This is a genomic window from Streptomyces sp. AN091965 (assembly GCF_022698285.1).
Classification (GTDB): domain Bacteria; phylum Actinomycetota; class Actinomycetes; order Streptomycetales; family Streptomycetaceae; genus Streptomyces.
The window spans coordinates 8,621,922-8,645,647 of the sequence record NZ_JALDMY010000001.1 but is presented as its reverse complement, the minus strand read 5'-3'; the positions used below and the strand labels follow the sequence as shown (position 1 = coordinate 8,645,647).

26 protein-coding genes and 1 pseudogene are annotated in these 23,726 nt (G+C 74.2%); 8 read left to right on the top strand and 19 right to left on the bottom strand.

Annotated elements, in window-relative coordinates:
- Positions 1 to 173 precede the first annotated feature (173 nt).
- Complete coding sequence (locus MQV74_RS35890; protein WP_374120816.1) at positions 174 to 446, top strand: DUF6355 family natural product biosynthesis protein; 273 nt, start codon at positions 174 to 176, stop codon at positions 444 to 446.
- A gap of 55 nt (positions 447 to 501) precedes the next feature.
- On the opposite strand, the gene crcB is transcribed toward MQV74_RS35890, so the two are convergent.
- The 3 genes from crcB to MQV74_RS35875 form a co-directional block, all read right to left on the bottom strand.
- A complete protein-coding gene (gene crcB / locus MQV74_RS35885; RefSeq protein ID WP_242727381.1) occupies positions 502 to 876 on the bottom strand; it encodes a fluoride efflux transporter CrcB in 375 nt (124 codons plus the stop codon).
- The gene (locus MQV74_RS35880) at positions 873 to 1,361 is read right to left on the bottom strand and encodes a fluoride efflux transporter FluC (RefSeq protein ID WP_242727379.1); all 489 of its coding nucleotides are present in this window, start codon (positions 1,359 to 1,361) and stop codon (positions 873 to 875) included. The genes crcB and MQV74_RS35880 overlap by 4 nt, the downstream gene beginning before the upstream one ends.
- 212 nt (positions 1,362 to 1,573) lie before the next feature.
- Entirely contained in the window at positions 1,574 to 1,837 is a 264-nt protein-coding gene (locus MQV74_RS35875) for a GlsB/YeaQ/YmgE family stress response membrane protein (RefSeq protein ID WP_138963637.1), read from the bottom strand.
- 364 nt (positions 1,838 to 2,201) lie between these two features.
- Here MQV74_RS35875 and MQV74_RS35870 point away from each other — a divergent pair, with 364 nt between their 5' ends.
- The 4 genes from MQV74_RS35870 (at position 2,202) to MQV74_RS35855 (ending at position 4,834) form a co-directional block, all read left to right on the top strand.
- Positions 2,202 to 2,576, top strand: coding sequence for a VOC family protein (locus MQV74_RS35870; protein ID WP_242727377.1), 375 nt, complete (start codon positions 2,202 to 2,204; stop codon positions 2,574 to 2,576).
- Between the two features lie 42 nt (positions 2,577 to 2,618).
- Complete coding sequence (locus MQV74_RS35865; RefSeq protein WP_242727375.1) at positions 2,619 to 3,014, top strand: DUF6479 family protein; 396 nt, start codon at positions 2,619 to 2,621, stop codon at positions 3,012 to 3,014.
- 128 nt (positions 3,015 to 3,142) lie between these two features.
- Complete coding sequence (locus MQV74_RS35860) at positions 3,143 to 3,499, top strand: DUF779 domain-containing protein (RefSeq protein WP_242727373.1); 357 nt, start codon at positions 3,143 to 3,145, stop codon at positions 3,497 to 3,499.
- A 114-nt stretch (positions 3,500 to 3,613) separates the two neighbouring features.
- On the top strand, positions 3,614 to 4,834 hold the full coding sequence (locus tag MQV74_RS35855; RefSeq protein WP_374120815.1) for a phosphodiester glycosidase family protein: 1,221 nt from the start codon (positions 3,614 to 3,616) through the stop codon (positions 4,832 to 4,834).
- Between the two features lie 13 nt (positions 4,835 to 4,847).
- Here the strand turns inward: MQV74_RS35855 and MQV74_RS35850 are convergent, their stop codons facing one another.
- The 3 genes from MQV74_RS35850 to MQV74_RS35840 form a co-directional block, all read right to left on the bottom strand.
- The gene (locus tag MQV74_RS35850) at positions 4,848 to 6,443 is read right to left on the bottom strand and encodes a hypothetical protein (protein WP_242727369.1); all 1,596 of its coding nucleotides are present in this window, start codon (positions 6,441 to 6,443) and stop codon (positions 4,848 to 4,850) included.
- A gap of 96 nt (positions 6,444 to 6,539) precedes the next feature.
- Complete coding sequence (locus tag MQV74_RS35845; RefSeq protein ID WP_138963627.1) at positions 6,540 to 6,734, bottom strand: hypothetical protein; 195 nt, start codon at positions 6,732 to 6,734, stop codon at positions 6,540 to 6,542.
- A 128-nt stretch (positions 6,735 to 6,862) separates the two neighbouring features.
- Positions 6,863 to 7,753 (bottom strand): phosphatidylinositol-specific phospholipase C/glycerophosphodiester phosphodiesterase family protein, encoded by an 891-nt coding sequence (locus tag MQV74_RS35840; protein WP_242727367.1) that lies wholly within the window; start codon positions 7,751 to 7,753, stop codon positions 6,863 to 6,865.
- Between the two features lie 455 nt (positions 7,754 to 8,208).
- Here MQV74_RS35840 and MQV74_RS35835 point away from each other — a divergent pair.
- The 3 genes and pseudogenes from MQV74_RS35835 to MQV74_RS35825 all read left to right on the top strand — a co-directional run.
- Positions 8,209 to 8,349: pseudogene (locus MQV74_RS35835) on the top strand (TOBE domain-containing protein); the annotation flags it as partial.
- A gap of 98 nt (positions 8,350 to 8,447) precedes the next feature.
- A complete protein-coding gene (gene modA, locus MQV74_RS35830; RefSeq protein WP_242727365.1) occupies positions 8,448 to 9,248 on the top strand; it encodes a molybdate ABC transporter substrate-binding protein in 801 nt (266 codons plus the stop codon).
- 28 nt (positions 9,249 to 9,276) lie between these two features.
- A complete protein-coding gene (locus MQV74_RS35825; protein ID WP_242727363.1) occupies positions 9,277 to 11,217 on the top strand; it encodes an ABC transporter permease in 1,941 nt (646 codons plus the stop codon).
- Between the two features lie 155 nt (positions 11,218 to 11,372).
- Here MQV74_RS35825 and MQV74_RS35820 read toward each other — a convergent pair whose 3' ends face one another.
- The 13 genes from MQV74_RS35820 to MQV74_RS35760 all read right to left on the bottom strand — a co-directional run bounded on the left by MQV74_RS35820 (position 11,373) and on the right by MQV74_RS35760 (position 23,602).
- On the bottom strand, positions 11,373 to 11,642 hold the full coding sequence (locus MQV74_RS35820; protein WP_242727361.1) for a DUF1905 domain-containing protein: 270 nt from the start codon (positions 11,640 to 11,642) through the stop codon (positions 11,373 to 11,375).
- Positions 11,643 to 11,658: 16 nt separating this feature from the next.
- Positions 11,659 to 12,024, bottom strand: coding sequence for a VOC family protein (locus tag MQV74_RS35815; RefSeq protein WP_242727359.1), 366 nt, complete (start codon positions 12,022 to 12,024; stop codon positions 11,659 to 11,661).
- A 123-nt stretch (positions 12,025 to 12,147) separates the two neighbouring features.
- On the bottom strand, positions 12,148 to 12,816 hold the full coding sequence (locus MQV74_RS35810; protein WP_242727356.1) for an ABC transporter ATP-binding protein: 669 nt from the start codon (positions 12,814 to 12,816) through the stop codon (positions 12,148 to 12,150).
- Entirely contained in the window at positions 12,809 to 13,720 is a 912-nt protein-coding gene (locus MQV74_RS35805) for an oligopeptide/dipeptide ABC transporter ATP-binding protein (RefSeq protein ID WP_242729313.1), read from the bottom strand. The genes MQV74_RS35810 and MQV74_RS35805 overlap by 8 nt, the downstream gene beginning before the upstream one ends.
- 56 nt (positions 13,721 to 13,776) lie before the next feature.
- A complete protein-coding gene (locus tag MQV74_RS35800; protein WP_242727353.1) occupies positions 13,777 to 14,658 on the bottom strand; it encodes an ABC transporter permease in 882 nt (293 codons plus the stop codon).
- Positions 14,651 to 15,616 (bottom strand): ABC transporter permease, encoded by a 966-nt coding sequence (locus MQV74_RS35795; RefSeq protein ID WP_242727351.1) that lies wholly within the window; start codon positions 15,614 to 15,616, stop codon positions 14,651 to 14,653. Before MQV74_RS35795 ends, MQV74_RS35800 begins: the two co-directional genes overlap by 8 nt.
- Before the next feature lie 56 nt (positions 15,617 to 15,672).
- On the bottom strand, positions 15,673 to 17,268 hold the full coding sequence (locus MQV74_RS35790; protein WP_242727349.1) for an ABC transporter substrate-binding protein: 1,596 nt from the start codon (positions 17,266 to 17,268) through the stop codon (positions 15,673 to 15,675).
- A gap of 111 nt (positions 17,269 to 17,379) precedes the next feature.
- Entirely contained in the window at positions 17,380 to 18,477 is a 1,098-nt protein-coding gene (locus MQV74_RS35785; RefSeq protein ID WP_242727347.1) for an acyl-CoA dehydrogenase family protein, read from the bottom strand.
- Positions 18,474 to 19,691 carry an acyl-CoA dehydrogenase family protein gene (locus tag MQV74_RS35780; protein WP_242727345.1) on the bottom strand — a complete coding sequence of 406 codons (1,218 nt, stop codon included), beginning with the start codon at positions 19,689 to 19,691 and terminating at the stop codon, positions 18,474 to 18,476. The genes MQV74_RS35785 and MQV74_RS35780 overlap by 4 nt, the downstream gene beginning before the upstream one ends.
- Positions 19,688 to 20,665 (bottom strand): NADPH:quinone oxidoreductase family protein, encoded by a 978-nt coding sequence (locus MQV74_RS35775; RefSeq protein ID WP_242727343.1) that lies wholly within the window; start codon positions 20,663 to 20,665, stop codon positions 19,688 to 19,690. Before MQV74_RS35775 ends, MQV74_RS35780 begins: the two co-directional genes overlap by 4 nt.
- A gap of 75 nt (positions 20,666 to 20,740) precedes the next feature.
- Positions 20,741 to 21,367, bottom strand: a complete 627-nt coding sequence (locus MQV74_RS35770; RefSeq protein WP_242727341.1) for a helix-turn-helix domain-containing protein — start codon at positions 21,365 to 21,367, stop codon at positions 20,741 to 20,743.
- Positions 21,368 to 21,475: 108 nt separating this feature from the next.
- Complete coding sequence (locus tag MQV74_RS35765) at positions 21,476 to 22,237, bottom strand: PIG-L deacetylase family protein (RefSeq protein WP_242727339.1); 762 nt, start codon at positions 22,235 to 22,237, stop codon at positions 21,476 to 21,478.
- Positions 22,238 to 22,300: 63 nt separating this feature from the next.
- Entirely contained in the window at positions 22,301 to 23,602 is a 1,302-nt protein-coding gene (locus MQV74_RS35760; RefSeq protein ID WP_242727336.1) for an alpha/beta fold hydrolase, read from the bottom strand.
- Positions 23,603 to 23,726 lie beyond the last annotated feature (124 nt).

The following is a 23,726-nucleotide window of genomic DNA, read 5'->3' as shown; positions in this document are numbered from 1 at the left end:
GATCCACCAGGTGAGCCCCTCGCGTTCGCCCGTCCGGGGCGGGGCGCGGCGGCGATCCTCGGGGCCGACGACCGGGGTCCGGCGGCCGCTCGCGCGGCTGGTCCGGACCCCTTCTTCCGGCCTCTTCCGGCCCCTTCCTCTTGAGGAGTCCTCTGGTGCGTATCCGTCGCAAGGTGATCGGCGCCCTCGGTTCGGCCGCTCTCGCGCTGACGTCGTTCGGGGTGGTGACCGTCTCCGCGAGCCCGGCGGCCGCCGATCCGTGCGGCTTCTTCGAGACGAGCTCCGACGCCTACTACCGGCACTGCACGTCGGACGGCTCCCGTGTGGTGATCAAGGTCAGGGTCGCCCTGGCCCCGGACTACGAGCGGTGCGTCGCGCCCGGCAAGACCTGGCTGGGCTCCGCCGACAAGATCCAGGGCGCCCACTACGTGGGCCGCACCTGCTGACACCGGTCACCGGCGGGGCGCTCACAGGGGGGCGCCCCGCCCGGCCCCGCGGGCATCAGCCCCAGACCGCCCGGGCCACCGCCGCGCCGGTGACCGCGGCGCCGAGCCCCGCCACCACACTGGCCGCCGCGTTGGCCGCGGCCAGGAACCGCGCGCCGGTCTCGGCCAGGCGCAGGGTCTCGTACGAGAAGGTGGAGTACGTGGTCAGCGCCCCGCACAGGCCGGTGCCGACGAGCAGTTGCGCGGAGTGCGAGGCGGCGCCGTAGGTGACGGCGCCGCTGAGGACGCCCAGGACCAGACAGCCCACCACGTTGACCGTGAAGGTGCCCCAGGGGAAGACGGAGTCGTGGCGGCTCTGGACGGCCCGGTCCGTCAGATAGCGCAGGGGCGCGCCGACGGCGGCCCCGGTGAGCACGAACACCCAGTTCATCGTCGCCTCCCGGAGAGCACGCGGCGGGTCGTCGCCGCCGCCGTCCACACCGCCACGAGCGCCAGCGCCGGGGTGGCGGCCAGATAGGCGAGCGCGATCCGGGCGTGGCCGTCCCCGAGCAGCCGCTGGATGTCGATCGCGTACGTGGAGAACGTGGTGAAGCCGCCGAGGACGCCCGTGCCGAAGAAGGGCCGCAGCAGGCGGTGGACGCTCCACGCCTCCGTGACCAGGACCAGGAACACGCCGATCACCGCGCAGCCGAGCGCGTTCACCACCAGCGTGGTCCAGGGGAAGGCGTCCGTCCCGGTGGGCCACAGCAGTCCCGCGCCGTAGCGGGCCGCCGCGCCCGCCGCGCCGCCCGCCGCCACCGCGACGAGCACGGGCGCCTGGCCGGGTGCCGGTCCCGCGTGCCCGGCGGGCGCCGGGACGTCGAGGTCCGGGTCGATGGGTTCGGGCCCTGCGGTCCGGTCGCGCGGTGCTGTCATCCGGTCGTACGTCTCCCACTCGTGCGCCGCCCGGGAGTGTGCGGGCGCGTGTCCTCACAAGCAGGGACCGTCGGCGGCGTCGTCACCGCGGTTGGGGTACGGCGGGCCCCACCGCCGTGCGGCCGTCCCCCGCGTACGGGGCCGGCCGTGCCGCCCAGGATAGTCGGCGCCGGGCGGACCGGCCGGAAGGGGCCGCGGGCGTGCCGGGCCGGTCAGCGCCGCAGCTTGACCCGCGAGAGCGCCGCCACGCCGAGCGCGGCGAGGCCGATCTGGATGAGCCACTCCGTCCAGTCGACGCCCTTGGTGTCGGCGACGTCCAGGCCCGAGGCGATGGCGGTGCCGATGAGCGCCGCGACGATGCCGACGACGATGGTCCACAGGACGCCGATGCGCTGCCGCCCGGGGACGACGAGCCGCCCCAGGATCCCGATGACGGCGCCGATCACGATCGCACTGATGAGCCCTGAGATCTCCATAGCTCCGCTTTCCTTCGGCAGAAGTCCGTTCCGCGTCCCCGGGTTCCCTGGAACGCGCCCGGCAGTCGTGGCGGCGTCCGGGGGCCGGGCACAGCGGTGGACGTTTCCGCCCCGGTCGTCAGGGCACCCGCGACCATGCAGGTCCGGCTGTTCGCGGAGTGGGGCAGTCGTGCGGGCCGTACGGCGGACGGCCTCCTGGCGGAAGCCCGCCGGGGCCTTGGGCGGGGGCCCGTACCCCGCGCCCAAGGTTCCTCACTCCCCGTGGCTTCCCAGCCGGGGCTGCGAGTCCCCCGGCGGGCCACCGGCAAACCCGGATCCGCCGGTCACCGCCCACCGAAACATCCACCGCGAAACGAGGGGCACCATGGCCACAGTGGAAACGGCGATCCTTGTGCTCGACAGCGGCGAACCGGAGCAACTGGCCGAGTTCTACGCCGGTCTCCTGGGCGAGGACGTGACCTACAACCCGCAGGCCGACCGGTTCGAGACCGTCGGAGCGTCCGGTACGCGCCTGGGCTTCCGGCGCGACACCGGCTTCGCGCCGCCCAGCTGGCCGCGGCCCGACGACGCCCACCAGACCCATCTGGAACTGCTCGTCGCCGAGGGCGACATGGACGAGGCCGAGCGCGCGGCCATCACGGGCGGTGCCCGGCCGGTGGACACCCAGCGCGACGGGGTGCGCGAGGTGCGGCTCTACTCCGACCCGGCCGGGCACACGTTCGCGCTGCGCACCCGCTGACGCGTTCCGGGTACGCGGCGCGTTCGCGGGTACCCGGCGCCCATGACGACGCAGAACGCACCGATCGCACTGGCCGCGCCGGGCGGCTCCCCGCTCGCGGCCTCGCCCTCCGCGAGCGCCTTCCTGGCCTTCGGGCTCGGCCTGCTCATCGTCGCGGCGCTGACGTGGGCGGTCTGGCTCGGCATCCGGGTGCGCAGGAGGGAGCCGGACCGGCCGCGTCCCGAGGAGCAGCCCCGGCTGCCGGACGGCGGTCCGGTCCGCGAGGTCCGGGAGCGGCGCGAGCCCGACGAGGTCCCGCGGGACGGCGGCAGCCTGACGCCCCACCAGCTCAAGGGCGGGGGCACGGTCGGCAGCAAGCCGAGCGACGACCAGGAGCCCAAGCGCTGGACCCCCGGCTCCAGCGGGGCCTTCGGCAGCGGCGGCCCCGGCCGGACGTAGCGCCGGTGGCCCGAGTGGGGCGTGCCGCGGGGCGCCCGGCTGCAACCTCCTCGCAACCTCCGGCGGTGTTGACTGGCCCGTCCGGGCCACCGCCCGGTGACCCGTGACCCGGAGGAGGCCGACCGGCCATGGCCGACACCCCGCGCGTGGAGCTGACCCCCGCGGCCGCCGAACTGCTGCGGCGGCTGCGGTCGGCCCACGGCCCGCTGATGTTCCACCAGTCCGGCGGCTGCTGCGACGGCAGCGCGCCCATGTGCTACCCGGAGGGGGAGTTCCGCACGGGTGACTCCGACGTGCTGCTCGCGTCGCTGACCGTGGACGGCGTGGCGGAGCCGGTACGGTTCTGGATGTCCAAGAGCCAGTACGAGGTGTGGAGTCACACCCGTCTCATCGTCGACGTCGTCGAGGGGCGCGGCAGCGGCTTCTCGCTGGAGGCCCCCGAAGGCGTCCGTTTCCTCATCCGTTCGCGGCTCGTGGGCGCCTAGCCCTGTCATCGCCGTCTGGTGAACTCCCCCTACTGCTGGGACAGTTGGACGGCCCAGCCGACCCGAGGGGGATCCGTGACACGACGCGGGCAAGGCAGCAGACGCTTCAGAGCGGTGCGCGGCGCGTTCGCCGCGCTGACGGCCCTCGGCACCCTGGCCGGTGCCGCCCTCCTCGGGGCGGCACCGGCCAGCGGTGTTCCGGGGGCCGCGCCCGCGGTCACCGAGATCGCGCCGGGCGTGGAGTACCGGGACTACGACATCCCGACGCCGCGCGGGACCGCGCACGCACACGTCCTCGACGTCGATCTGCGCCACCCGGGCGTCCGCGTGGGGCTGCTGTACCCGGGCGCGGTCGGCGCCCGGCAGCCCGTGTCCACGCTGGCCGACGAGGCGGGCGCGGTCGCCGGGGTCAACGGCGACTTCTTCAACATCACCGAGACCCAGCACCCCGGCGTCGAGGCGACCGGCGCGCCCGTCGGCCCCGCCGTCGCCGCCGGGCACACCCTCAAGGCGGCCGTCCCGAACGGCCAGCGCTTCGGCCCGGCCCTGCCCCCGGGCACCACCACCGAGGACGTCATCGGCGTGGGCGTCGACCGCAGGGCCCGTCTGGACCGTCTGACCCTCGACGGCAGCGTGCGCACCCGCGAGGCGCGGCTTCCGCTCGGCGGGCTCAACCAGTACGCGCTGCCGGTGGGTTCGGTGGGCGCGTTCACCAGCGACTGGGGCACCACCTCGCGCGTGCGGGCGACCTGCGGCACCGACACCGACCGGGGCGCGCCGTGCAGCACGGACACCTACGAGGTGACGGTGCGCGGCGGGCGGGTCGCCGCCGTGGCCGACACCCCCGGCCGCGGCGCCATCGCCGCGGGGACGACGGTGCTCGTGGGCCGGGAGGCGGGCGCGCAGCAGCTGCGCAAGCTGGCGTCCGGCGACCCCGTGCACGTGCGCCACCGGCTCGTGCCGTCGGTGTCGGACACCCCGTACCGCTTCGTCGTCGGCGGCTATCCGCTGCTGCGTGACGGGGCGCCGCTGCCGGGCCTCGACGACCGGACGTCCGCCGTGCGCACGGCCGCCGGGATCGACGAGGGGGGCCGCCGTCTGGTCCTGCTCGCGCTCGACGGCGCGCCCGAGTTCCGTGGCGGCCTGACGATCGCCGAAGTGGCCGCGTCCCTGCGGGAGTTGGGCGCCGAGGACGGCTTCAGCCTCGACGGCGGCGGCTCCAGCACGCTGGCCGCCCGGGAGCCGGGCGCGCCCGCCGTCTCGGTGCGCAACCATCCGAGCGGCGGCGCGGAGCGCCCGGTGCCCAACGGCATCGGGGTCTTCTCCCGCGCGTAGGGGGCCGCCGCCCTCACTCCCCCGCGTCCCGCACGGCCACCAGGCCGTTGAAGACACCCACGTACGCGGTGCCGTCGGGCCCGAGCGTCACGGGCGCCCAGTTGTTGTCGTACACGACACCGGTCCCGGCGAGCCGCTTCCAGCGGGTCTGGCCGGTGCGGAAGTCGACGGCCGTCAGGTACCAGGCGTCGATGCCCAGGGGGTGGGGGTCCTTGGTGTAGAGGTAGAGCAGTCCGTTGGTGGTGGACAGCTTCGGCACGGTGGACGGGGAGCGCTCCCGGCTCTGCCACACCGTGTCGCAGCCGCTGCCGTCACCGCGGACGTCGACGCGGGTGACGCCGCCGACGACGCTGCGGCCGAGGGTGAGCGAGGTGATGTTCTCGTAACCGTAGTTGTTCTCGACGACGAGGCTGTTGCCGTAGCTGATCAGCGAGTTGTCGGTGGTGGACGCGCCGGACCCGAAGACGGGGACCGAGCAGACCAGGCGGCGACCCTCGGGGACGCCGGCGCCGCGCCGGTAGACGAGGACGTGCATGCGGTCGTCGGCGTTGTCGGTGATGGCGACGTACTTCTCCGCCGTGCCGAAGAGGTCGGGGGTGGTGCCCGAACCCTGGTTCACGGAGCCGGGTTTGGTGCCGGTGCCCCGGTCGTAGGTTTGGCGCCAGGTGACCTCCGGCGTGCCGTCGGCGGCGGCCTCGAAGCCGTACAGGGCGTGGTCGGAGACGATCGACACGCCGTCCTCGGCGACCGAGAACGAGTTCTGGATCTCCTCGCCGCGCAGTCTCGTCGACCGTATGGCGCCGGTCTTCGGATCGACGGTGCCGACGCGGCCCTGTCGGGTCACCCACCAGATGCGGCCGTCCCAGTCGGGCTGCACGGAGGTGACCGGGTCGCACTCGCCGCTGGGGTGGAGGTTCGTCCAGCTGACGCAGTCGTGCGGGACGTGCGCGGTCAGGTCCCAGTCCTTGTCGACGACGAAGCGCCACCCGCCGCCGTCGGTGCGTTCGTGCGCGAGCCGTACGACGTGCTGGCGCGAGTCGGCGAGCACGAGGCGGTCCTTGTCGTCGAGGTAGGAGTACGCGCCGCCGGACGTGTCCTTGAAGATCCGGGAGAAGTCGAGGCGCGTGATCGCCTCGACGGTGGAGGGGCGTTGCGGCAGCTTGTACTCGGCGAGCGTACGCAGCGTGCGCGGGTCGAGCAGCTTGACCAGGAAGCCGGAGAAGGTGCCGCACACAGTGACGATCCGGCCGTCGCGGTCGAAGGTGACGGTGGCGCACTCGCCGCCGAGCGCGGCCATCTTCTCGCTGCCGACCTCGGGCGCGCGGCCGAGCGGACCGTGCCACGGATATGTGCCGCTGCCCGCCGCGTCGGCGTGCATGCCGCTGCGCCCGTTCGGGGCGAGGTGGGGGTGCTGGGGCGGCGGGTCCCCGGGGACGGGCGCGGCGGTGGCGGGCGCTCCCGTGTACGGGGCGACGAGCCGGTGCCCCGGCGCCTTGGGGATCTCGTCCGCCTGCGCGGCGGGCAGGGTCAGGGCCGTGGCCCCGAGGGCCAGGGCGAGGACGCGGCCCACGAGCGTACGGGGTCGGAGCGTACGGGTCAGACGAGGCATGCGCCGAAGCTAGGACCGGCCTCGTGAAGTGTCCATGCGCGTGCGGAAGTTGTTCACGGGGCCGCAACGCTCACCCGGCACCGGGCTCCGGCGCGGTCACGGCCGGATGCCGCTGACGATGTCCGCCGTGGCCGTCAGGCCGTCGTGGATGGTCGGCGCCACGCTCGTGCCCGCGAGGTAGAAGCCCAGCAGACCGCAGACCACGGCGTGCGAGACCTTCATGCCCCCGCTGCGCAGCAGCACCACCGCGATGATCAGGAGCAGCAGCCCCACCGAGATCGAAAGGAACATCACGGACCTCCTCCGCCACGCCGACACCGTGGCTTTCGGCGGCAAGTGTGGCGTAGCGGAGGGTTTGTCCGGGTGAGCGGCGTGTCCGCCGGACGAGTGGTGTGCGGGGGACGTCGCCGTGCGGGCCGTCAGCCGCGGCGGGCGTCGAGGAACGCCTGGAGGCCCGCGAGGTCGTCGGTGTTGAGGTGGTCGACACCGGCGTCGAGGAGTTCGGTCCAGACCGCGTCGCGGGCCGGGCCCGGCAGGTCGGGCGTGGCCCAGAAGCGGACGCGCTGCCCGCGCTTGTGGGCGGTGGAGACGATGCCCCGCAGCCTGGCGCGCTCGGCGGGCGGAATCGGGCCGACGCCGTTCCAGGTGAAGTTCAGGGACCAGTTGTCGCTGATGAGCGGGGCGAAGGAGGCGGGCGCCGGGCCGCCGAGGTCGGCGAGGCGGCCGTCGTAGAAGGCGCGGCGCACCGGCTGCGCCTCCATCACCGGGCGGGCCGCGCGGTCGCCGGAGACCACGGCCGTGATCGCGGAGCGGCGGACCTTGCCGTGCGCGTACGTGGTGAACAGGCGCCGGTAGGGCCGCAGATGGCGGTCCAGCTCGCGGTACGTCGACGCGCCCTCGGTCTTGAGGTCGATCAGGAGCTGGAACTGGCCGTGCCAGTGGCGGTACACGGAGCCGTGGTGGGCACGGACGCGGGCCGCGAGGGGCTCCAGGTACAGCGACTCCAGGGTGCGGCTCGGGTCGAGGTCCGCCGGGTCGTGGGCGACGAGGAGCTGTCCGCCGACGAGGAAGACGTCGGCCTCGACGCTGGTGAAGCGGTGGTCGAGGGCGTCCAGGAGGGGCCGGGGGTGCTCGTAGTCGTTGTGCGCGTGGGCCTGTGCGAGGGGGCGGGTGCGGGGGTGCCGGCCGTGCGCGAGCGGACGGGTGCCCGGCACGGGGTCGGTCGCGTGGGCGATCCCGGGCGCGGCGACGGCCGTCGCGACGGCCGCGCCGAGGGTGGTCAGGGCTCTGCGACGGGTGACGAGGGCCATGGAGTACCTCCCGAAAGGGCGAAAGTGGGGACGGGAATCGGCCGGAGCCTCAGTGAGTATGGCCTCCGACCACTCCGAAGAACCCTTCTGGCCTGGGAGTTGGCGTGATCGACGCCTTCAGTTCACCGCGCCCGCGGCCCGCCCCGCGCCGCTCGCCCAGCGGCCGGGCACCGCCCTTCGTGCGCGCGTCGACGGTGCGCCGAGCCGACAGCGGCCCGCCTCGGCCCAGGCGATCCGGCGGCCTCGCGGGCCGGCCCCTTGCCGCCGCCCGCGACGTGCGGGGCATGACGATGCCGGGGCGGACGGCGCCGGGGGGCGCGACGAGGCCGGGCGGACGGCCGCTTGGCCCTTTCTCCAGGCACCTTGCATCTGCCACGTAGAATCGCATCAATATCTGTAAATGCAAGATGAAGACGGCTATCTTGTCGCACATGCAATCCCACACCATCGGTCAGGCGGAGGGCGAGATCCAGACGGGGCCCCACCGGCTCGTGTCCCTGCTCACCCGCGAAGCCGTCGAGGAACTCGGCCTGGAGGTCGGCAGGCAGGCCACCGCCCGCGTGAAGTCCACCGGCGTGCCCATCGACCGCGTCTGATCCATCCGTCCCCAGCGGCACCGCCCGTCCCCGGTCACCGCGTCGTTCCGTTCTCCCGGGCGGCCCCGCACCGTCCGCAGCAAGAGGAGCCCCACCGCATGAACACCGTGATCACCAAGCGGCGTGCCGCCGCCGCGCTCGTCACCGCCGCCCTGCTCCTGCCGCTGACGGCGTGCGGCAGCGACGACGACAAGAAGGACGAAGGCGGCAAGAAGGACGGCGGCACGCGGCAGAAGGCCGACCTCACCGTCCTCGCCGCCGCCTCCCTCACCGACGTGTTCAAGACCGCGGGCGCCGCCTACGAGGACGCGCACCCCGGCACGAAGATCACCTTCTCCTTCGAGGGCTCGCAGGAACTGGCCGCCAAGGTCCGCCAGGGCGCCCCGGCCGACGCGCTGGTCACCGCCGACACCAAGACGATGGACGGCCTCAGGTCCGACACCGGCACGCCGACCGTGATCGCCAAGAACCGCCTGGTCATCGCCACCGGCAAGGGCAACCCCAAGAAGGTCGGGCAGCTCAAGGACCTCGCCGACAAGGATCTGAAGGTGGTCCTCGCCGCGCCCGAGGTGCCGGTCGGCCGCTACAGCGAGCAGATCCTCGACCAGCAGAAGGTCGACGTGAAGCCGGTCTCCCAGGAGCCCAACGTCCGTGCCGTCCTGTCCAAGGTCGAGCTCGGCGAGGCCGACGCCGGCCTCGTCTACAAGACGGACGTCCAGGCCGCCGACGGCAAGGCCGAGGGCGTCGACATCCCCGACGGCCAGAACGCGATCGCCGAGTACCCGGCCGCTACCCTCAAGACGTCCGAGCACACCGCCGCCGCGGCCGCGTTCGTCACGTGGCTGAACTCCGCCGAGGCACAGAAGATCCTGCGGGACGCGGGCTTCCAGAAGCCGTAGCCCCCGCGCACCGACCTGGGAATCCCCGATGAGAACACGCCGTGGAGCCGGTGCGCGCCCGCCGCTCACCCTGGCCGTGCCCGCGCTCCTCGCCGTCGCGTTCCTGCTGCTGCCGCTCGTCGGCATCCTCAGCAGGACCGCGTGGGGCGACCTCGGGACGCATCTGAGCAGCCCCGGAGTGACCGAGGCGCTCAAGCTCTCGCTGTACGTGTCCTTCTGGGCGCTCGGCCTCTCCCTGGTCCTCGGGGTGCCGCTGGCCTGGCTGCTCGCGCGCGTGCCGTTCCCCGGCAAGGCCCTGGTGCGCTCGCTCGTGCTGCTGCCCATGGTGCTTCCGCCCACCGTCGGCGGGGTCGCCCTGCTGCTCGGCTTCGGGCGGCGCGGGCTGCTCGGGCCCTGGCTGGAGGACACCTTCGGGATCGTCCTGCCGTTCCACACGTCCGGGGCCGTCGTGGCCGCCACGTTCGTGGCCATGCCGTTCCTGATCATCAGCCTCGAAGGCACCCTCGCGGGCATGCGCCTCTCGTACGAGGAGACCGCGGCCTCCCTCGGCGCCTCGCCGGTACGGGTGTTCTTCACCGTCACGCTGCCGATGGTCGCGCCCGGGCTCGCCGCCGGGGCCGCGCTCACCTGGGCGCGGGCGCTCGGCGAGTTCGGCGCGACCATCACCTTCGCGGGCAATCTGCCGGGCACCACACAGACGCTGCCGCTCCAGGTGTATCTGCTGCTCCAGGACCAGCCCGAGGCCGCGACCTCCGTGTCGCTGCTGCTGCTCGTGATCGCCATGGCCGTCCTCATCGCGCTGCGCGGGCGCTGGACGGGCGGGACGACCGACCGCGCGGCGCGCCCCCGCGGCGGCTCCGCGCCCCTGCCCGACGAGCCCACCGGCGCACCGGAAGCGACCGGGCCCGTCCCGGCCGAGGCCGCGCGGGAGCGCTGGCCCCTGCACGCGGACGTCACCGGCTTCACCGAGCTCACGCTGACGGCCGAGCCCGGCACCACCATCGCCGTCGTCGGGCCGAACGGCGCGGGCAAGACCACCCTCCTGCGCGCCCTGCTCGGGCTCACCCCCCGCGCCCACGCCCGGCTGCGCCTCGGCGCGGCGGACGTCAGCGCGCTGCCGCCGCACCGGCGCGGCGTCGCCTGGGTGCCCCAGGACGGCGCGCTCTTCCCGCACCTGAGCGCCCTGTCCAACACCGCCTACGGCCTGCGCGCCCAAGGGGTGCCGCGCGCCGAGGCCCGCCGCAGGGCGCGGCTCTGGCTCGACCGGCTCGGCGTCGGGCACCTCGCGCACCGCAGGCCCGCCCAGCTCTCCGGCGGCCAGGCCCAGCGCGTCGCCCTCGCCAGGGCCCTGGCGCCGCACCCGCGGCTGCTGCTGCTCGACGAGCCGCTGGCCGCCCTGGACCAGACGACGCGGGCCCACGTCCGGCACACCTTGCGCACGCATCTGGCCGGCTTCGGCGGGGTCTGTCTGCTCGTCACCCACGACCCGGTCGAGGCGGTCTCGCTGGCCGACCGGGTCCTTGTCCTGGAGGACGGGCGGGCCCTGCAGGACGCCTCGCCCGCCGAGGTCACCCGGCGCCCCCGCTCCCCCTGGGTGGCCCGCATGCTGGGGAGCAACGCCCTCGCCGGGACGGGCACCGGGGACGGCACGCTGCTGCTCGCCGACGGCGGGCGTCTGGTGGCCGCCGACCCGCTCGGCGAGGGCACGCCGGCCCTCGCGGTCATCCCGCCCGAGGCGGTGTCGCTGCACCTGGAGCACCCCGAGGGCAGCCCGCGCAACGTCTGGCACGGCACGGTCCGGGAGATCACCGCGGTGGGCAGCAGGCTGCGGGTCCTGGTCACCGCCGAGAAGGCGCCGGACCTCGTCGCCGAGATCACCCCGCAGGCGGCGGCCGAACTGGGCCTGGCCGACGGCACCCCGGTGTACACGAGCGTGAAGGCGACCGAGGTCACGCTGGTCACGGTCTGACGCGCGGGATGTGGGCAGAGGGTCCGGCCGGCCAGGAGGCTCGTGGGTGAGGTTGCCCGCGTCTCCGTGGTGGCCCGACGCGAGCAACCGGCATCCGGCCGGGCCGGCCTCGCGCCGTCGGGGAGGGCCCGGGTACGGAGTGATCGTTCCTGATGTCAGGCGTTGAGTCGCTCTTGCAGGTGGACGGTCACGGTGTCCCCTTCCTCCTTGCCGATCGCCTTGCGCACCTCCGCCTTCACCGGCAGCTTGTGCGTCCCGTCCCCCAGGGCCATGAACGAACTCCGGAACGGATGGCCGTCGATCGTGCCCCGGACCTTCACCAGGCCGCGGGTGCCGAAGAACGCGGCTGACTCGGGCCACACGACGTAGGTCCAGCCGCCGTAGTTCGGGCTCTTTTGCAGGGTTGCGGTGAACTGCTTGTCCATCACGGACACCACCTGTTCAGGAGCCTTCGATGAGGATGAGGTCGTTGCCGTCGGGGTCACGCACAGCGAACATGGGCGGCACCGCGGGCCCCGTCCGCAGGACTTCCGCATCCGCATCGACGCCGCGTGCGCGCAGGTCCGCGTGGTCGGCGTCGGCGTCCCGGGTCGTCAGACGGATCCCGGCCGGGACGCCTTCGGGAACGAGCGCGACAGTCGTCGTCGCCCCGGGCGGCGCCACCTCGATCCAGCGCCCGTCGCCGAAGGGGACGTCCCGGCGCACCTCGAAGCCGAGCTCATCGACGTAGAACTCGATTGCCTTCTGCTGGTCGGTGACGCGCATCCCGACCGTGGCCACCTGTGTGATGTGAGTGGTCCTGCTCATCCCGTGCCTCCGCTTCCTTGGTATGCACAAGGTGAGACGGAGGCAAGCGGGGAAACTCATCGCCGGCCACGAGGTTCGGCCGAACAGGGTACGTCAGCAGCGCGCACGCCGCCTGAAGCGGCCCTAGGGCACCGACCCGCCGGTCAGCTCGTCCCAGTGCACCGTCCGGTCGCACCACCGCTCCAGGAGCACCTTGTCGTGCCCCACGGCGAGCAGCCCGGCCCCGGTGGCGGCCCGGTACTCCTCCACGGCGGCGACCAGGGCGGCCGTCGTGGACGCGTCGAGCATCGCCGTCATCTCGTCGCAGATCAGCCAGCGGGGCCGCAGGACCAGGGCGCGGGCCAGACAGGCCCGCTGGAGCTGGCCGTCGCTGACCTCGTGCGGGCGGCGGCCGAGCAGGTCGGCGCCCAGGCCGACGGCGGGGGCCAGCTCCGCCACGCGGTCGGCGGCCCCGGCGGCGCGGCCGGTGGCCCGCAGGGGCTCCGCGATCAGCTGGGTGAGGGTCAGGCGCGGGTCGGCGGAGAGCCGGGGCTGCTGGAAGACCACGCCGAACGCGGTGCGCTGGGCGCGCGGGGCCCGGTGGCGCCAGCCGCGCGCGGCCTCGCCGTCGATGACCACCTGGCCCGCGTCCGGCCGGTGCAGCAGGGCCGCGACCCGGGCGAGGGTCGACTTGCCGCAGCCGCTGGGGCCGAGCAGGCCCACGGACTCGCCGGGCGCGAGGGTGAGGCTGACGTCCCGTACGACGGGGTCGCGGCGGTCGTACCCGGCGGTCAGGGAGCGCAGTTCAAGCACGGGGCGCCTCCAGCGCGGCGGTGACCGGGTGGTGGCAGGCGACGCCCGCCGTGAGCGCGGGGCGGGTCGCGCAGCTCTCGTCGGCCCGCGCGCAGCGGGCCGCGAAGGCGCAGCCCTCGGGGAGCGCGGACAGCTCGGGCGGCATGCCGGGGATCGGGGTGAACTCCCGCTCGGGCAGGGCGTCCAGGAGGCCGCGCGCGTACGGGTGGCGCGGTCCGGGCTCGCCGAAGAACGCCTCGGCGGCGGCGATCTCGACGACACGGCTCGCGTACATGACGGCGACGCGGTCGGCGATGCGCCGGGCGGCGGCCAGGTCGTGGGTGATCAGGAGCAGCGCGCGGTCGGCGCCGACGTGGCGGCGCAGCTCGTCGACGGTGCGGTCGACGAGCTCGCGGTCAAGCCCTGTGGTGGGCTCGTCGGCCAGGAGCAGCGGCGCGTCGCCGATCAGGGCGAGCGCGGTGGCGGCGCGCTGGGCGAGGCCACCGGACAGCTGGTGCGGGTAGCGGTCGAGGTGGCCGACGGGGAAGGAGGCGCGCTCGGCCGCCGCCTCCGCGGCCGCGCGCAGCGCGGGGCGGCGCACCCCCGTCAGCTCCCGCAGGGTCTCCTCCAGCTGGGAGCGCACGGTGCGTACGGGCGTCAGATGCGCGGCGGGGCTCTGCGGGACGAGGCCGACGCGCCGGCCGCGCACGGTGCGGGCCAGGGTGCGCTCGTCGGCGGTGAGCAGGTCGAGGTCGCCGAGCAGGGCGGCCCCCGCGGTCTCGGCGTTGCCGGGCAGGAGGCCGAGCAGGGCGGAGGCGAGCACGGACTTGCCGCAGCCGCTCTCGCCGACCAGGGCGAGGCATTCGCCCGGCGCGAGGTCGAAGCGGGCGTCGGTGACGGCGGCGACGTGGCCGCCGCCGCGCATGCGGAAGCGCACGGAGAGCCCTCGTACGGAGAGCACGGGTGGCCTGGACGCGGCGGTCACAGCATCAGCTCCGATCGGCGGCGCGGGTTGATCCGCTCGCGCCAGGCGCCCGCAAGGCCCGCGATCGCCAGGGTGGGCACGATGATGAACAGGCCGGGGAAGAGCGTGGGCCACCAGTCGCCCGCGAGCAGCGAGCTGCGGGCGCCCTGCACGAGCGTGCCGAGGCTCGCCTGGTGCGTGGGCAGGCCGAGGCCGAGGAAGGACAGCGCGGACTCGTGCCAGATGGCGTGCGGCACCATCAGGACGGCGGCGAGCCCGGCCTGCGGCAGCACCCCGGGCAGCAGGTGGCGCACGGTCACGCGCCAGCGTGAGGCGCCGCCGGAGATCGCCGCGTCGACGTAGGGGCGGGAGCGAAGCGACAGGACCTCGGCGCGCACGATGCGGGCGGTGGACAGCCAGTGGGTGAGCCCCACGGAGATCACCACGGGCCAGACGCCGGGCCGGAACATCGCGACGATGAAGATGCCGAGCAGCAGGTGCGGGACCGACGCGAAGACGTCGACGACGCGCATCACGATCCGGTCCACCCAGCCGCCGCAGGCGGCGGCGAGCGCGCCCACCGCGGTGCCGACGACGGTGGCCACGACGGCGGCGACCACGCCGACGAGCAGCGAGACGCGCAGCCCGTACACACAGCGCACCAGCAGGTCGCGGCCCACGTCGTCGGTGCCGAAGGGGTGGGCGAGGGACGGCGGGAGGAGCTTGTCCGCGAGGTGCACGGCCTGCTCGTCGAGGTCGACGACCGGCGGCACGATCAGGACGGCGAGCACGACGGCCGCGACGATCGCGGCGGAGCTCCACACGCGCCACGCGCGCGTGGCGGCGGCCGAGGTGCGCGCGGCGCGCGCGGAGGCCGGGCGCCAGGTGGTCTCAGCCATCGAATCCCACCCTGGGGTCGGCGAGCCCGTACAGCAGGTCCGCGAGGAGGTTGCCGAGCAGGACGGCGGCCGTCGCGAGCGCGGTGAGCGCGGCGAGCAGCGGGAAGTCCACGGAGGTGGCGGCGCCCACGGTGGCCGCGGCGATGCCCGGCCAGCTGAAGACGGTCTCCACGAGCAGCGCGCCGGTGATGAGTTCGGGCACGCGGGAGCCGACGAGGGTGAGCACCGGCAGCATGCCGGAGCGGAAGGCGTGCCGCAGCAGCACGGTGCGTTCGGCGAGGCCGCGGGCGCGGGCGCCGCGCACGGGGTCGTCGCCGAGCGCGTCGCCGACGCTCTGGCGCACGTACAGGACGAACCACGGCAGCTGGGAGATCGCGAGGACGGCGGCGGGCAGGATCAGATGGCTGGTGACCTGGCCGGACGTCACCGTCGTACTGGCGGTGTCGGTGAGTCCGCCCGCGGGGAGCACGTCGAGCTTGAGCGCGAACAGCCACATCACGAGGAGGCCGAGCCAGAACGGCGGGGCGGCTTCCAGGGTGTAGGCGAGCGAGGTGATGCCGCGGTCGAGCCAGCCGCCGGGGCGGCGCGCGGCGAGCACGCCGAGGGCCGAGCCGAGCAGGATCGCGAGGAGGAAGGCGGTGGCGGCGAGCAGCACCGACCAGCCGATGCGCTCGCCGATGGCGTCGGCGACGGGCTGGCGCAGCGTGCTGGAGTCGCCGAGGTCACCGGTCAGGGCCGAGGTGAGCCAGTCCCACCAGCGGCCGGCGAGCGGCTTGTCGACGCCGAGGTTGGCGCGCAGCTGGTCGAGGTTGTCCTGGGACGCGGTGAGCCCGGCCGTGCCCGCGTACGCCTTGACGGGGTCGAAGGGCGAGGCCTCGGCGACGGCGAAGACGCCGAAGGTCACGACGAGCAGGACCGGGACGGCGAACACGGCCCGTCGTGCGACGAGCCGTGCCATGGGCCCCCAGGGGACCCGTCGGGTCCCCTGGGCGCGCCGCTTGTCGGGCGCGGAGGTCACTTCTTCGGCTGCCAGTCCTCGACGTTCCACCACGGGCCGGAGGCCAGGCCGTGGTCGTGCGGCTCGACCTGGGTGGTGAGGTCGCCGAAGGACTTGTTCACCACGTACAGGTGGTCGATGTGCGTGAGGAAGGTGTAGCCGGGGTTCTTCACCAGCTCGCGCTGGATGGTGTCGTACGCGGCGCCGCGCTCGGCCCGGTCGCCGCTCTTGCGGGCGTCTTCCAGGGCCTTGTCGACCGTGGCGTTGTCGTAGTGCGCCATGTTGTTGAAGCCGTCACCGGCGAGCGAGGACTTCAGGAGGGTGTACTGGTCGAAGTCCGGGTCGGCCGGGGAGCCGCCGCCCGCGAGGACCGCGTCCTTGGCCATGCGCGGCTCGATGACCTCCCAGGTGCCGGACTGCACCTCGACCTTGATGCCGAGCTTCTTGGCGTCGGAGGCGTAGGCGAGCGCGTGGTCCTGGCGGAGCTTGTCGCCGGTGAGGTACCAGAGCGGGAAGGAGGCCTGGACGCCGTCCTTCTCGCGGATGCCGCCCTTGCCGGGCTTCCAGCCCGCGGCGTCGAGGATCTTCTTGGCCTTGGCGGCGTCGAACTTCCGCTCGGTGCCCTTGGTGAACCAGGGGCTGTCCGTCGGGACGGGGCCGTAGGCCTCCTTGCCCGCGCCTTCGAGGATGGAGTCGACCATGGCCTTGCGGTCCACGCCGATGTCGAGGGCGCGCCGCACGGCCGTGTCGCCCGCGACCTTGTTGCCGGTCGGCAGGGTCACGACGCGGTAGTCGAAGGTCTTGGCGGCGTACGTCTTCTTGGCACCGTCGGACGCGAAGGTCTCGGCGAGGTTCGGCGGCAGGATGGCGCCGTCGAGGTCGCCGGTGCGCAGCCGCGTGGCGCGCACGTCGTCGTCCTTGATGATCGCCATCGTGAAGTTCTTGATCTTCGGCGCGCCGCCCCAGTAGCCGGGGTTGGCCTTGAAGACGATCTTCTCGCCCTTGGACCACTTCACCAGCTCGTAGGGGCCGGTGCCGACGGGCGCGGTGGAGAAGTCGCCCTTGTTGACGTCCTGCTTGCCCGCGATGTGCTCGGGCGCGATGGGCAGGACGGTGCGCTCGGCGAACGGCGCGTAGGGGTACTTCAGGTGGAAGACGACGGCGTCGTCGCCCTTGGCCTCGACGCTCTTGAGGGCGTCCAGCTCGGTCTTGGAGGCGTTGTTTGTCTTCTTGTCGAGGATCGTCTCGTACGTGAAGACGACGTCCTTGGCCGAGAAGGGCTTGCCGTCGCTGAACTTGACGCCCTCGCGCAGCGCGAAGGTGTAGGTCTTGCCGTCGTCGCTGACCTTCGGGAGCTTCGCGGCGAGCGCGGGCCGCAGCTTCATGTCGGCGTCGTGCGTGAGCAGACCGTCGAAGATCTTGGAGTTGCCGTCCTTGCCGTAGCCGAGGAGCGGGCTGAGCGTCTCGGGTTCGTACGCGATGCCGACGACGGCGGAGTCCTTGGCGCCGCCCGAGCCCTTCCCGTCGTCCGGCGACGAACAGGCCGAGGCGGCGACCGCCAGTGCGGCGGTCGCCGCGACCGCGCCCGTGGTCCGTATGGATCGGGCCCTCATGCTCCACACCCCTACTGAAGATCAATCCTTCTTGCGAACAGCTCGCAATTATGCCTCAAGTAATGGGTGCGTAAGGCACGGGTCCCCTACGGATTTCGGACTACGTGCAGGTCAGGGCGCTGGCAGGGCGACCAGTCCGGCCAGGGCCTCCTTGTGCCGCCCCGCCGTGCCGAGGGCGAGGGAGTCGGCCTTCGCGCGCTTGAGGGCGAGGTGGACGGGGTGTTCCCAGGTCATGCCGATGCCGCCGTGCAGCTGCAGGGCCTCCTCGGCGGCGCGCACCGCGACGGGGGACGCGTAGGCCTGCGCGAGGGCCGTGGCGAGGTCCGGCTCGTCGCTGCCGGTGGCCAGGGCGTCGGCGGCGTTGCGGGCGGCGGCGCGCAGGTTCACCACGTCGAGCCAGACCTGGGCGAGGCGGTGCTTGAGGGCCTGGAAGGAGCCGACGGGGCGGTTGAACTGATGGCGTTCCTTCGTGTGGCGCACGGTCTCCGCCAGGCACCACTCGGCGAGGCCGAGCTGCTCCGAGGCGAGCAGCCCCGCCCCGGCGCGCAGGGCGAGGGCCACCGGCGCCGCCGCGTCGGGGGCGAGCGGGCGCGCCGGGGCCGCGTCGAAGGTGACCGTGGCGAGCGGGCGGGTGCGGTCGAGCGAGGTCAGCGGGGTGACGGTGACGCCGCCCCGGCCGGTGTCGACGGCGCACAGGCCGCCGTCGGACGGGACGAGCAGCACGTCGGCGGCGCCCGCGTCCGCGACGCCGGTCACCTCGCCGCGCAGGACGCCGTCCGCGTACCGCGCGAGCGGGTACGCGTCCCCGGGGGCGGTGGCGAGGGGCACGGCGAGCGCGCCGACCGTACGGCCCGAGGCGAGCGCGGCGAGCAGGTCGGCGGCCGCCTCGCCGCAGCCGAGCAGCGCCTCGGTGGCGATGACGGCGCTCGTCAGATACGGCACGGGGGCCACCGCGCGGCCGAGCTCCTCCAGGACCACGGCCGCCTCGCGGTGCGTGGCGCCCTGGCCGCCCCGGTCCTCGGGCACCAGGAGTCCGGCCAGACCCATGCCCTCGGTGAGGGCCTTCCACAGGTCGCGGTCGCAGGCCTGGTCGGACTCGGTGCGGGCGAGGACGGTGGGCGGGTCGCAGTGATCGGTGAGGAGGGCGCGCACGGCGGCGCGGAGCGCCTCCTCTTCCTCCGTGTGGAGCAGATGGCTCGGCGGGGTCATCGGGTCAGGTCCTTCCAGGCGACGTCCTTGTCGGTGCGCGGTTCCGGCGGCAGGCCGAGGACACGCTCGGCGACGATGTTCAGCAGGACCTCGCTCGTGCCGCCCTCGATGCTGTTGCCCTTGGCGCGCAGATAGCGGTAGCCCGCCCCGCGCCCGAAGAAGTCGACCCCCTCGGGCCGCCGCATCGTCCAGTCGTCGTACAGCAGCCCTTCCTGGCCGAGGAGTTCGACCTCCAGGCCGCTGATGGCCTGGTTGAGGCGGGCGAAGCCGAGCTTGGCCGCGGAGCCCTCGGGGCCCGGCTGGCCCGCCGCGAGCTGCTGGCGCAGGCGCTCGCCGGTGAGCCGGGCGACCTCCGCCTCCACCCAGAGGGTGAGCAGGCGCTGGTGCAGGTCGTGGGTGCGCAGCTCGGGGCGCTCGCGCCAGGTCCGGGCGAGCGGCTCGATCATGCCGCCCTCGCGCGGCAGGCGCGTGCCGCCGATGGACACGCGCTCGTTCATGAGCGTGGTCTGCGCGACCCGCCAGCCGTCGCCGACCGCGCCGAGCCGGTGCTCGTCGGGGATGCGGACGTCGGTGAGGAAGACCTCGTTGAACTCGGCCTCGCCGGTGATCTGCCGCAGCGGCCGCACCTCGACGCCCGGGTCGGTCATGTCGCACACGAAGTACGTGATGCCGCGGTGCTTGGGCACGTCCGGGTCGGTGCGGGCGATGAGGATGGCCCAGCGGGCGAGGTGCGCGCTGGAGGTCCACACCTTCTGTCCGTTGACGACCCAGGTGTCGCCCTCGCGCACCGCGCGGGTGCCGAGCGCCGCGAGGTCGGAGCCCGCGCCGGGCTCGCTGAACAGCTGGCACCACACCTCCTCGCCGGCCCACAGGGGCCTGAGGAAGCGGCGCTTCTGGTCCTCGGTGCCGAAGCCGAGGATCGTCGGCGCCGCCATGCCGAGGCCGATGCCGATGCGGCGCGGGTCGTTGTCGGGGGCGCCCGCGGCCTCCAGCTCGGCGTCCACGACGGACTGCAGCGGGCGGGGCGCGCCGAGGCCGCCGAGGCCCTCGGGGTAGTGCACCCAGGCGAGCCCGGCGTCGAAGCGGGCCTTCAGGAACGCGTCGCGCTCCGTCGTCCCCGGCGGGTGGGCGGCGAGGAACTCCCGCGTGCGGCGCCGCAGTTCGGCGGCGTCGGACCCATCGGGGGCGTCGGGCCTGTCCGTGGTGTCGGTCATGCGGCCGCTCCGTCCGTGAGACCGGGCAGGACGACGACGCGGCCGGTGGTGGCCCCGTCGGCGACGCGCTGGACGGCCGCCGCCGCGCCGGCCAGCGGCACCCGTTCGCTCACCAGGGGCTTGACCGCGCCCTTGGCGGCGAGCGCGGTCAGCTGCTCGTGACAGTCGAGGACGGCCCGCGGGTCCTTCCTGGCGTACAGGCCCCAGTGCAGGCCGACGATCGAGTAGTTCTTCACCAGGGCGTGGTTCAGGGCCGGCGCCGGGATGGTGCCGCTCGCGAAGCCGACGACCAGGAGGCGGCCCTCGAAGGCCACGCACTTGGCGGACTGGGTGTACGCGGCGCCGCCCACGGGGTCGTAGACCACGTCGGCGCCGCGCCCGCCGGTGGCGTCCTTCACGGCCGCGACGACGTCGTCCGCGTGCCGGTCCACGACCGCGTCGCAGCCCAGTTCGCGGGCGACCCGGGCCTTCTCGGCGCCGCCGACGACGCCGATGACGCGGGCGCCCGCCGCCTTGCCGAGCTGCACGGCCGCGCTGCCGACGCCGCCCGCGGCCGCGTGCACCAGGAGCGTCTCGCCCGCCTGGAGCCGGGCCCGCCGGTGCAGGCCGAACCAGCCGGTCTGGTAGCCGATGTGCAGGGCCGCGGCCTCGGCGTCGTCGAGGGCGTCCGGGGCGGGCAGCAGCGCGGCGGCGTCCGCGACGGCGTACTCGGCGAAGCCGCCGTACGGCAGCACGGGGTTGGCGATGACGCGCCGCCCGTCCGCCGTCGTGCCGCAGACCTCCACGCCGGGCGTGAACGGCAGCGGCGGGGTGATCTGGTACTCGCCCCGGCAGAGCAGCGCGTCCGGGAAGTTGACGTTCGCGGCGCGGACCTCGATCAGCACCTGGCCGTCGCCGGGCACCGGCGTCAGCGCCTCTTCGAGCCGCATCACCTCGCCCGGCTCGCCGTTGCGGGGTACGTGCCATGCGTGCATGCGAGGCCTCCACGGGGCGTCGGTGGACCGTGCTCCCGCGCATACTAAGCGGTCGCTTGCCTCAAGGGAACAGGGTCAGCCCTCCGCCGCGGACCGCTTCTTGGGCTGGGCCCGCACGTGCATGCGCTCGCCCTGCGGCCCGAACAGGCTCAGGAACTCGGCGGGGCCCTCACCGGTGGAGCCGAACCAGTGCGGCACCCGGGTGTCGAACTCGGCGGCCTCCCCCGCGGTCAGCACCACGTCGTGCTCGCCGAGGACCAGGCGGAGCCGCCCGGACAGGACGTACAGCCACTCGTAGCCCTCGTGCGTCCGCGGTTCGGGCTCGGCCGCGCGCTGGGGCTCGATGACCTTGTACGCCTGGAGCCCGCCGGGCTGGCGGGTCAGCGGCACCATCGTGCGGCCGTGGCGGACGATCGGCTTGGCCCGCACCCGGGGGTCGCCGACGGGCGGGGCGCCGACGAGCTCGTCCAGGGGCACCTGGTGGGCGCGGGCGATGGGCAGGAGCAGTTCCAGGCTCGGCTTGCGCCCGCCCGACTCCAGGCGGGAGAGGGTGCTGACGGAGATGCCGGTGGCGGCGGAGAGCCCGGCGAGCGTGGCGCCGCGCTCCTTGCGGATCCTGCGGAGACGGGGGCCGACGGCGGTGAGGACCTGGTCGGTCGCGCCGTCGTCCCCCTCGGGGGTGTGACTCTCTTCGCGTGCCATGCGCCCATTGCAGAATCGGCAACGCGTGATGTCAAACCCGCACCATCGGTCCCCGGCCGGAGAGGCCTCAGGCCGGAGGGGTCCCGACCGGAGGGGGCCCGGGAGGCCTCAGCGGGCGAAGACCTGGAACGCCACCGCGGGGACCCCGCCGAAGCGCGGCGCGAGCCCCTCGGCGATGCCGCCGAGGAACGAACGGCAGTACTTCTCCGGGTCCTCGTCGGTGAGGGCCTCCAGATAGGCGCGGTGTTCGAGCAGGGACCGGACGGAGCGCTCCAGGCCCGGCCGCGCGTCGACCGCGTGCGTGGGCCGGTCCGTCCCGGCCACGGCGACCCAGCGCACCCCGTTCCACGGCTCCAGGCCCTGCTCGGTCAGCTCCGGGAAGATCCAGCGGTTGCCCGCGTCGGCCACCGCGTCCAGGGTGGCGCGGCCGACGGCGACGTGGTCCGGGGTGTTCCAGGCGACGCCGCCCCACGTGTCCTGGTAGTTGAGCGTGACGACCAGCTCGGGCCGGTGCCTGCGGATCGCGGCGGCGATGTCGCGGCGCAGCGCCGTGCCGTACTCGATCACGCCGTCCTTGTGGTCGAGGAACTCGACGGTGTCCACGCCGACGACGGCCGCGCTCGCGCGCTGCTCCCGCTCGCGCACCGGGCCCGCCTCGGCGGGCGCCAGGGTGTCGATGCCCGCCTCGCCACGGGTCGCGAGGAGGTACGCCACCTCGCGGCCCGCGTCCGTCCAGGAGGCGACGGCGCCCGCGCAGCCGTACTCCAGGTCGTCCGGGTGGGCGACGACGGCGAGGGCCCGCTGCCAGTCCTCGGGCAGGGGGGCCAGCTGCTCGGGCGCGGCCGTACTCGTGTTCTGCGACTCGGTCATGCCCGCAGCCTATCCAGCGTCACATTCCGTGGCCCACCAGGCCGACCGGTGCCCGGCGCCCTGTCAGACCTCGCCCCGCACCAGGTCGATGAGCCGGTCGAGGACCCGGTCGCCGCTCGCGCGCAGGCCGTCGTGCTCGTACTCGTCGGTGACCCAGGTGCGCAGGCCGCCGATCGTACGGGCGGTGCGCAGCGCGTCGGCGGTGTCGACGTACAGGTCGTCGTGGTAGACGGCCGCGGCCACCGGCACCTCGTTCGCGGCGAGGCGCTCGGCGTCGTACAGCGGGGCCCAGTCGGCGCGTTCGGCGAGCAGGTCCGCGGTCTCGCGCAGCGGGCGCAGCGCCGGGTCGCAGTCGAACATCCAGCGCTGCACGGCCTCCCCGGTGAACAGGACCGGTTCGCCGCCCGCGAGGCTCTTGCCCGCGTCGAACGCGGGGAACTCGCCGCGCACCCGCTCGGCCGACCACGCGGTGGCCCGGCCGCCCTGGGCGTAGCAGGCCTCGTGCAGCAGGGCGTACAGCGGGTGTCCGGCGTACGACAGGAGCGCCTGGGCCTTCTCCTGGAAAGCGTCGGACAGTTCGTGCCCGCCGGGGGTGGGCACGAAGGCGTCCTCCAGGAGGTGGTGCAGGCGGTGGCTGCCGTCGCCGGTGCCGAGGAGGATGCCGAGGGCCTGGAAGGCCTCGACGGTGAAGCGGTAGCCGCCGTTCAGGACGGGCTCGTGCTCGGCGGCGTACTCGGCGACGCGCCGGGCCCGCTCGACGTCCTGGGGGTAACGCGCGTAGTGGGCCAGGGACTTGCGCTCCATGCGCGGGTAGGCGGCGCGGTAGACGTCGTCCGCGTGCCCGTCGAGCGTCGGGAGCCCGCCGGTGATCAGCGCGGTCGCCAGGCCCTCGGGGGCGGTGGACAGGTAGTGCGTGGCGCAGAAGCCGCCGAAGCTCTGGCCGAGGACCGTCCAGGGGGCGCCGCCGGTGACCTCGTGCCGGATCGCCTCGCAGTCGCGCACGATCGCGTCGGCGCGGAAGTGGCCGAGGTAGTCGGCCTGTTCGCGGGGTCCGCCGCGCAGCGGCAGGGTCTGGCGGTTGGCGGGCGTCGACGCGGCGGTGCCGCGCTGGTCGAGCAGCAGCACGCGGTAGTCGCGCAGGGCGCGGCCGAGCCAGGCCTGCTTGCCGACGAAGCGGTCGGAACCGAAGCCGGGGCCGCCCTGGAGGTACACCAGCCAGGGCAGGTCGGCGTCCTGCCCCGCCGCCGCCACGCACTCCCGCGCGAACAGCTCTATCCGCTCCCCCGCCGGGTCCGCGTGGTCGAGCGGGACGCTGAAGCGGCGGTCGGTGAGCACGACTCCGGGCTGGCGGTAGGTGGGGCTCAAGGCATCTCCTCAACAGTGCGCGGAAGCGGAACCGTCCTAGTGGAGCACACCGCCCACCGGGGCTCGTGTGCCGCCGTCCGCGCCAGTACGCTCGGGCCATCCGATGATCGACGAGGAGGAACGC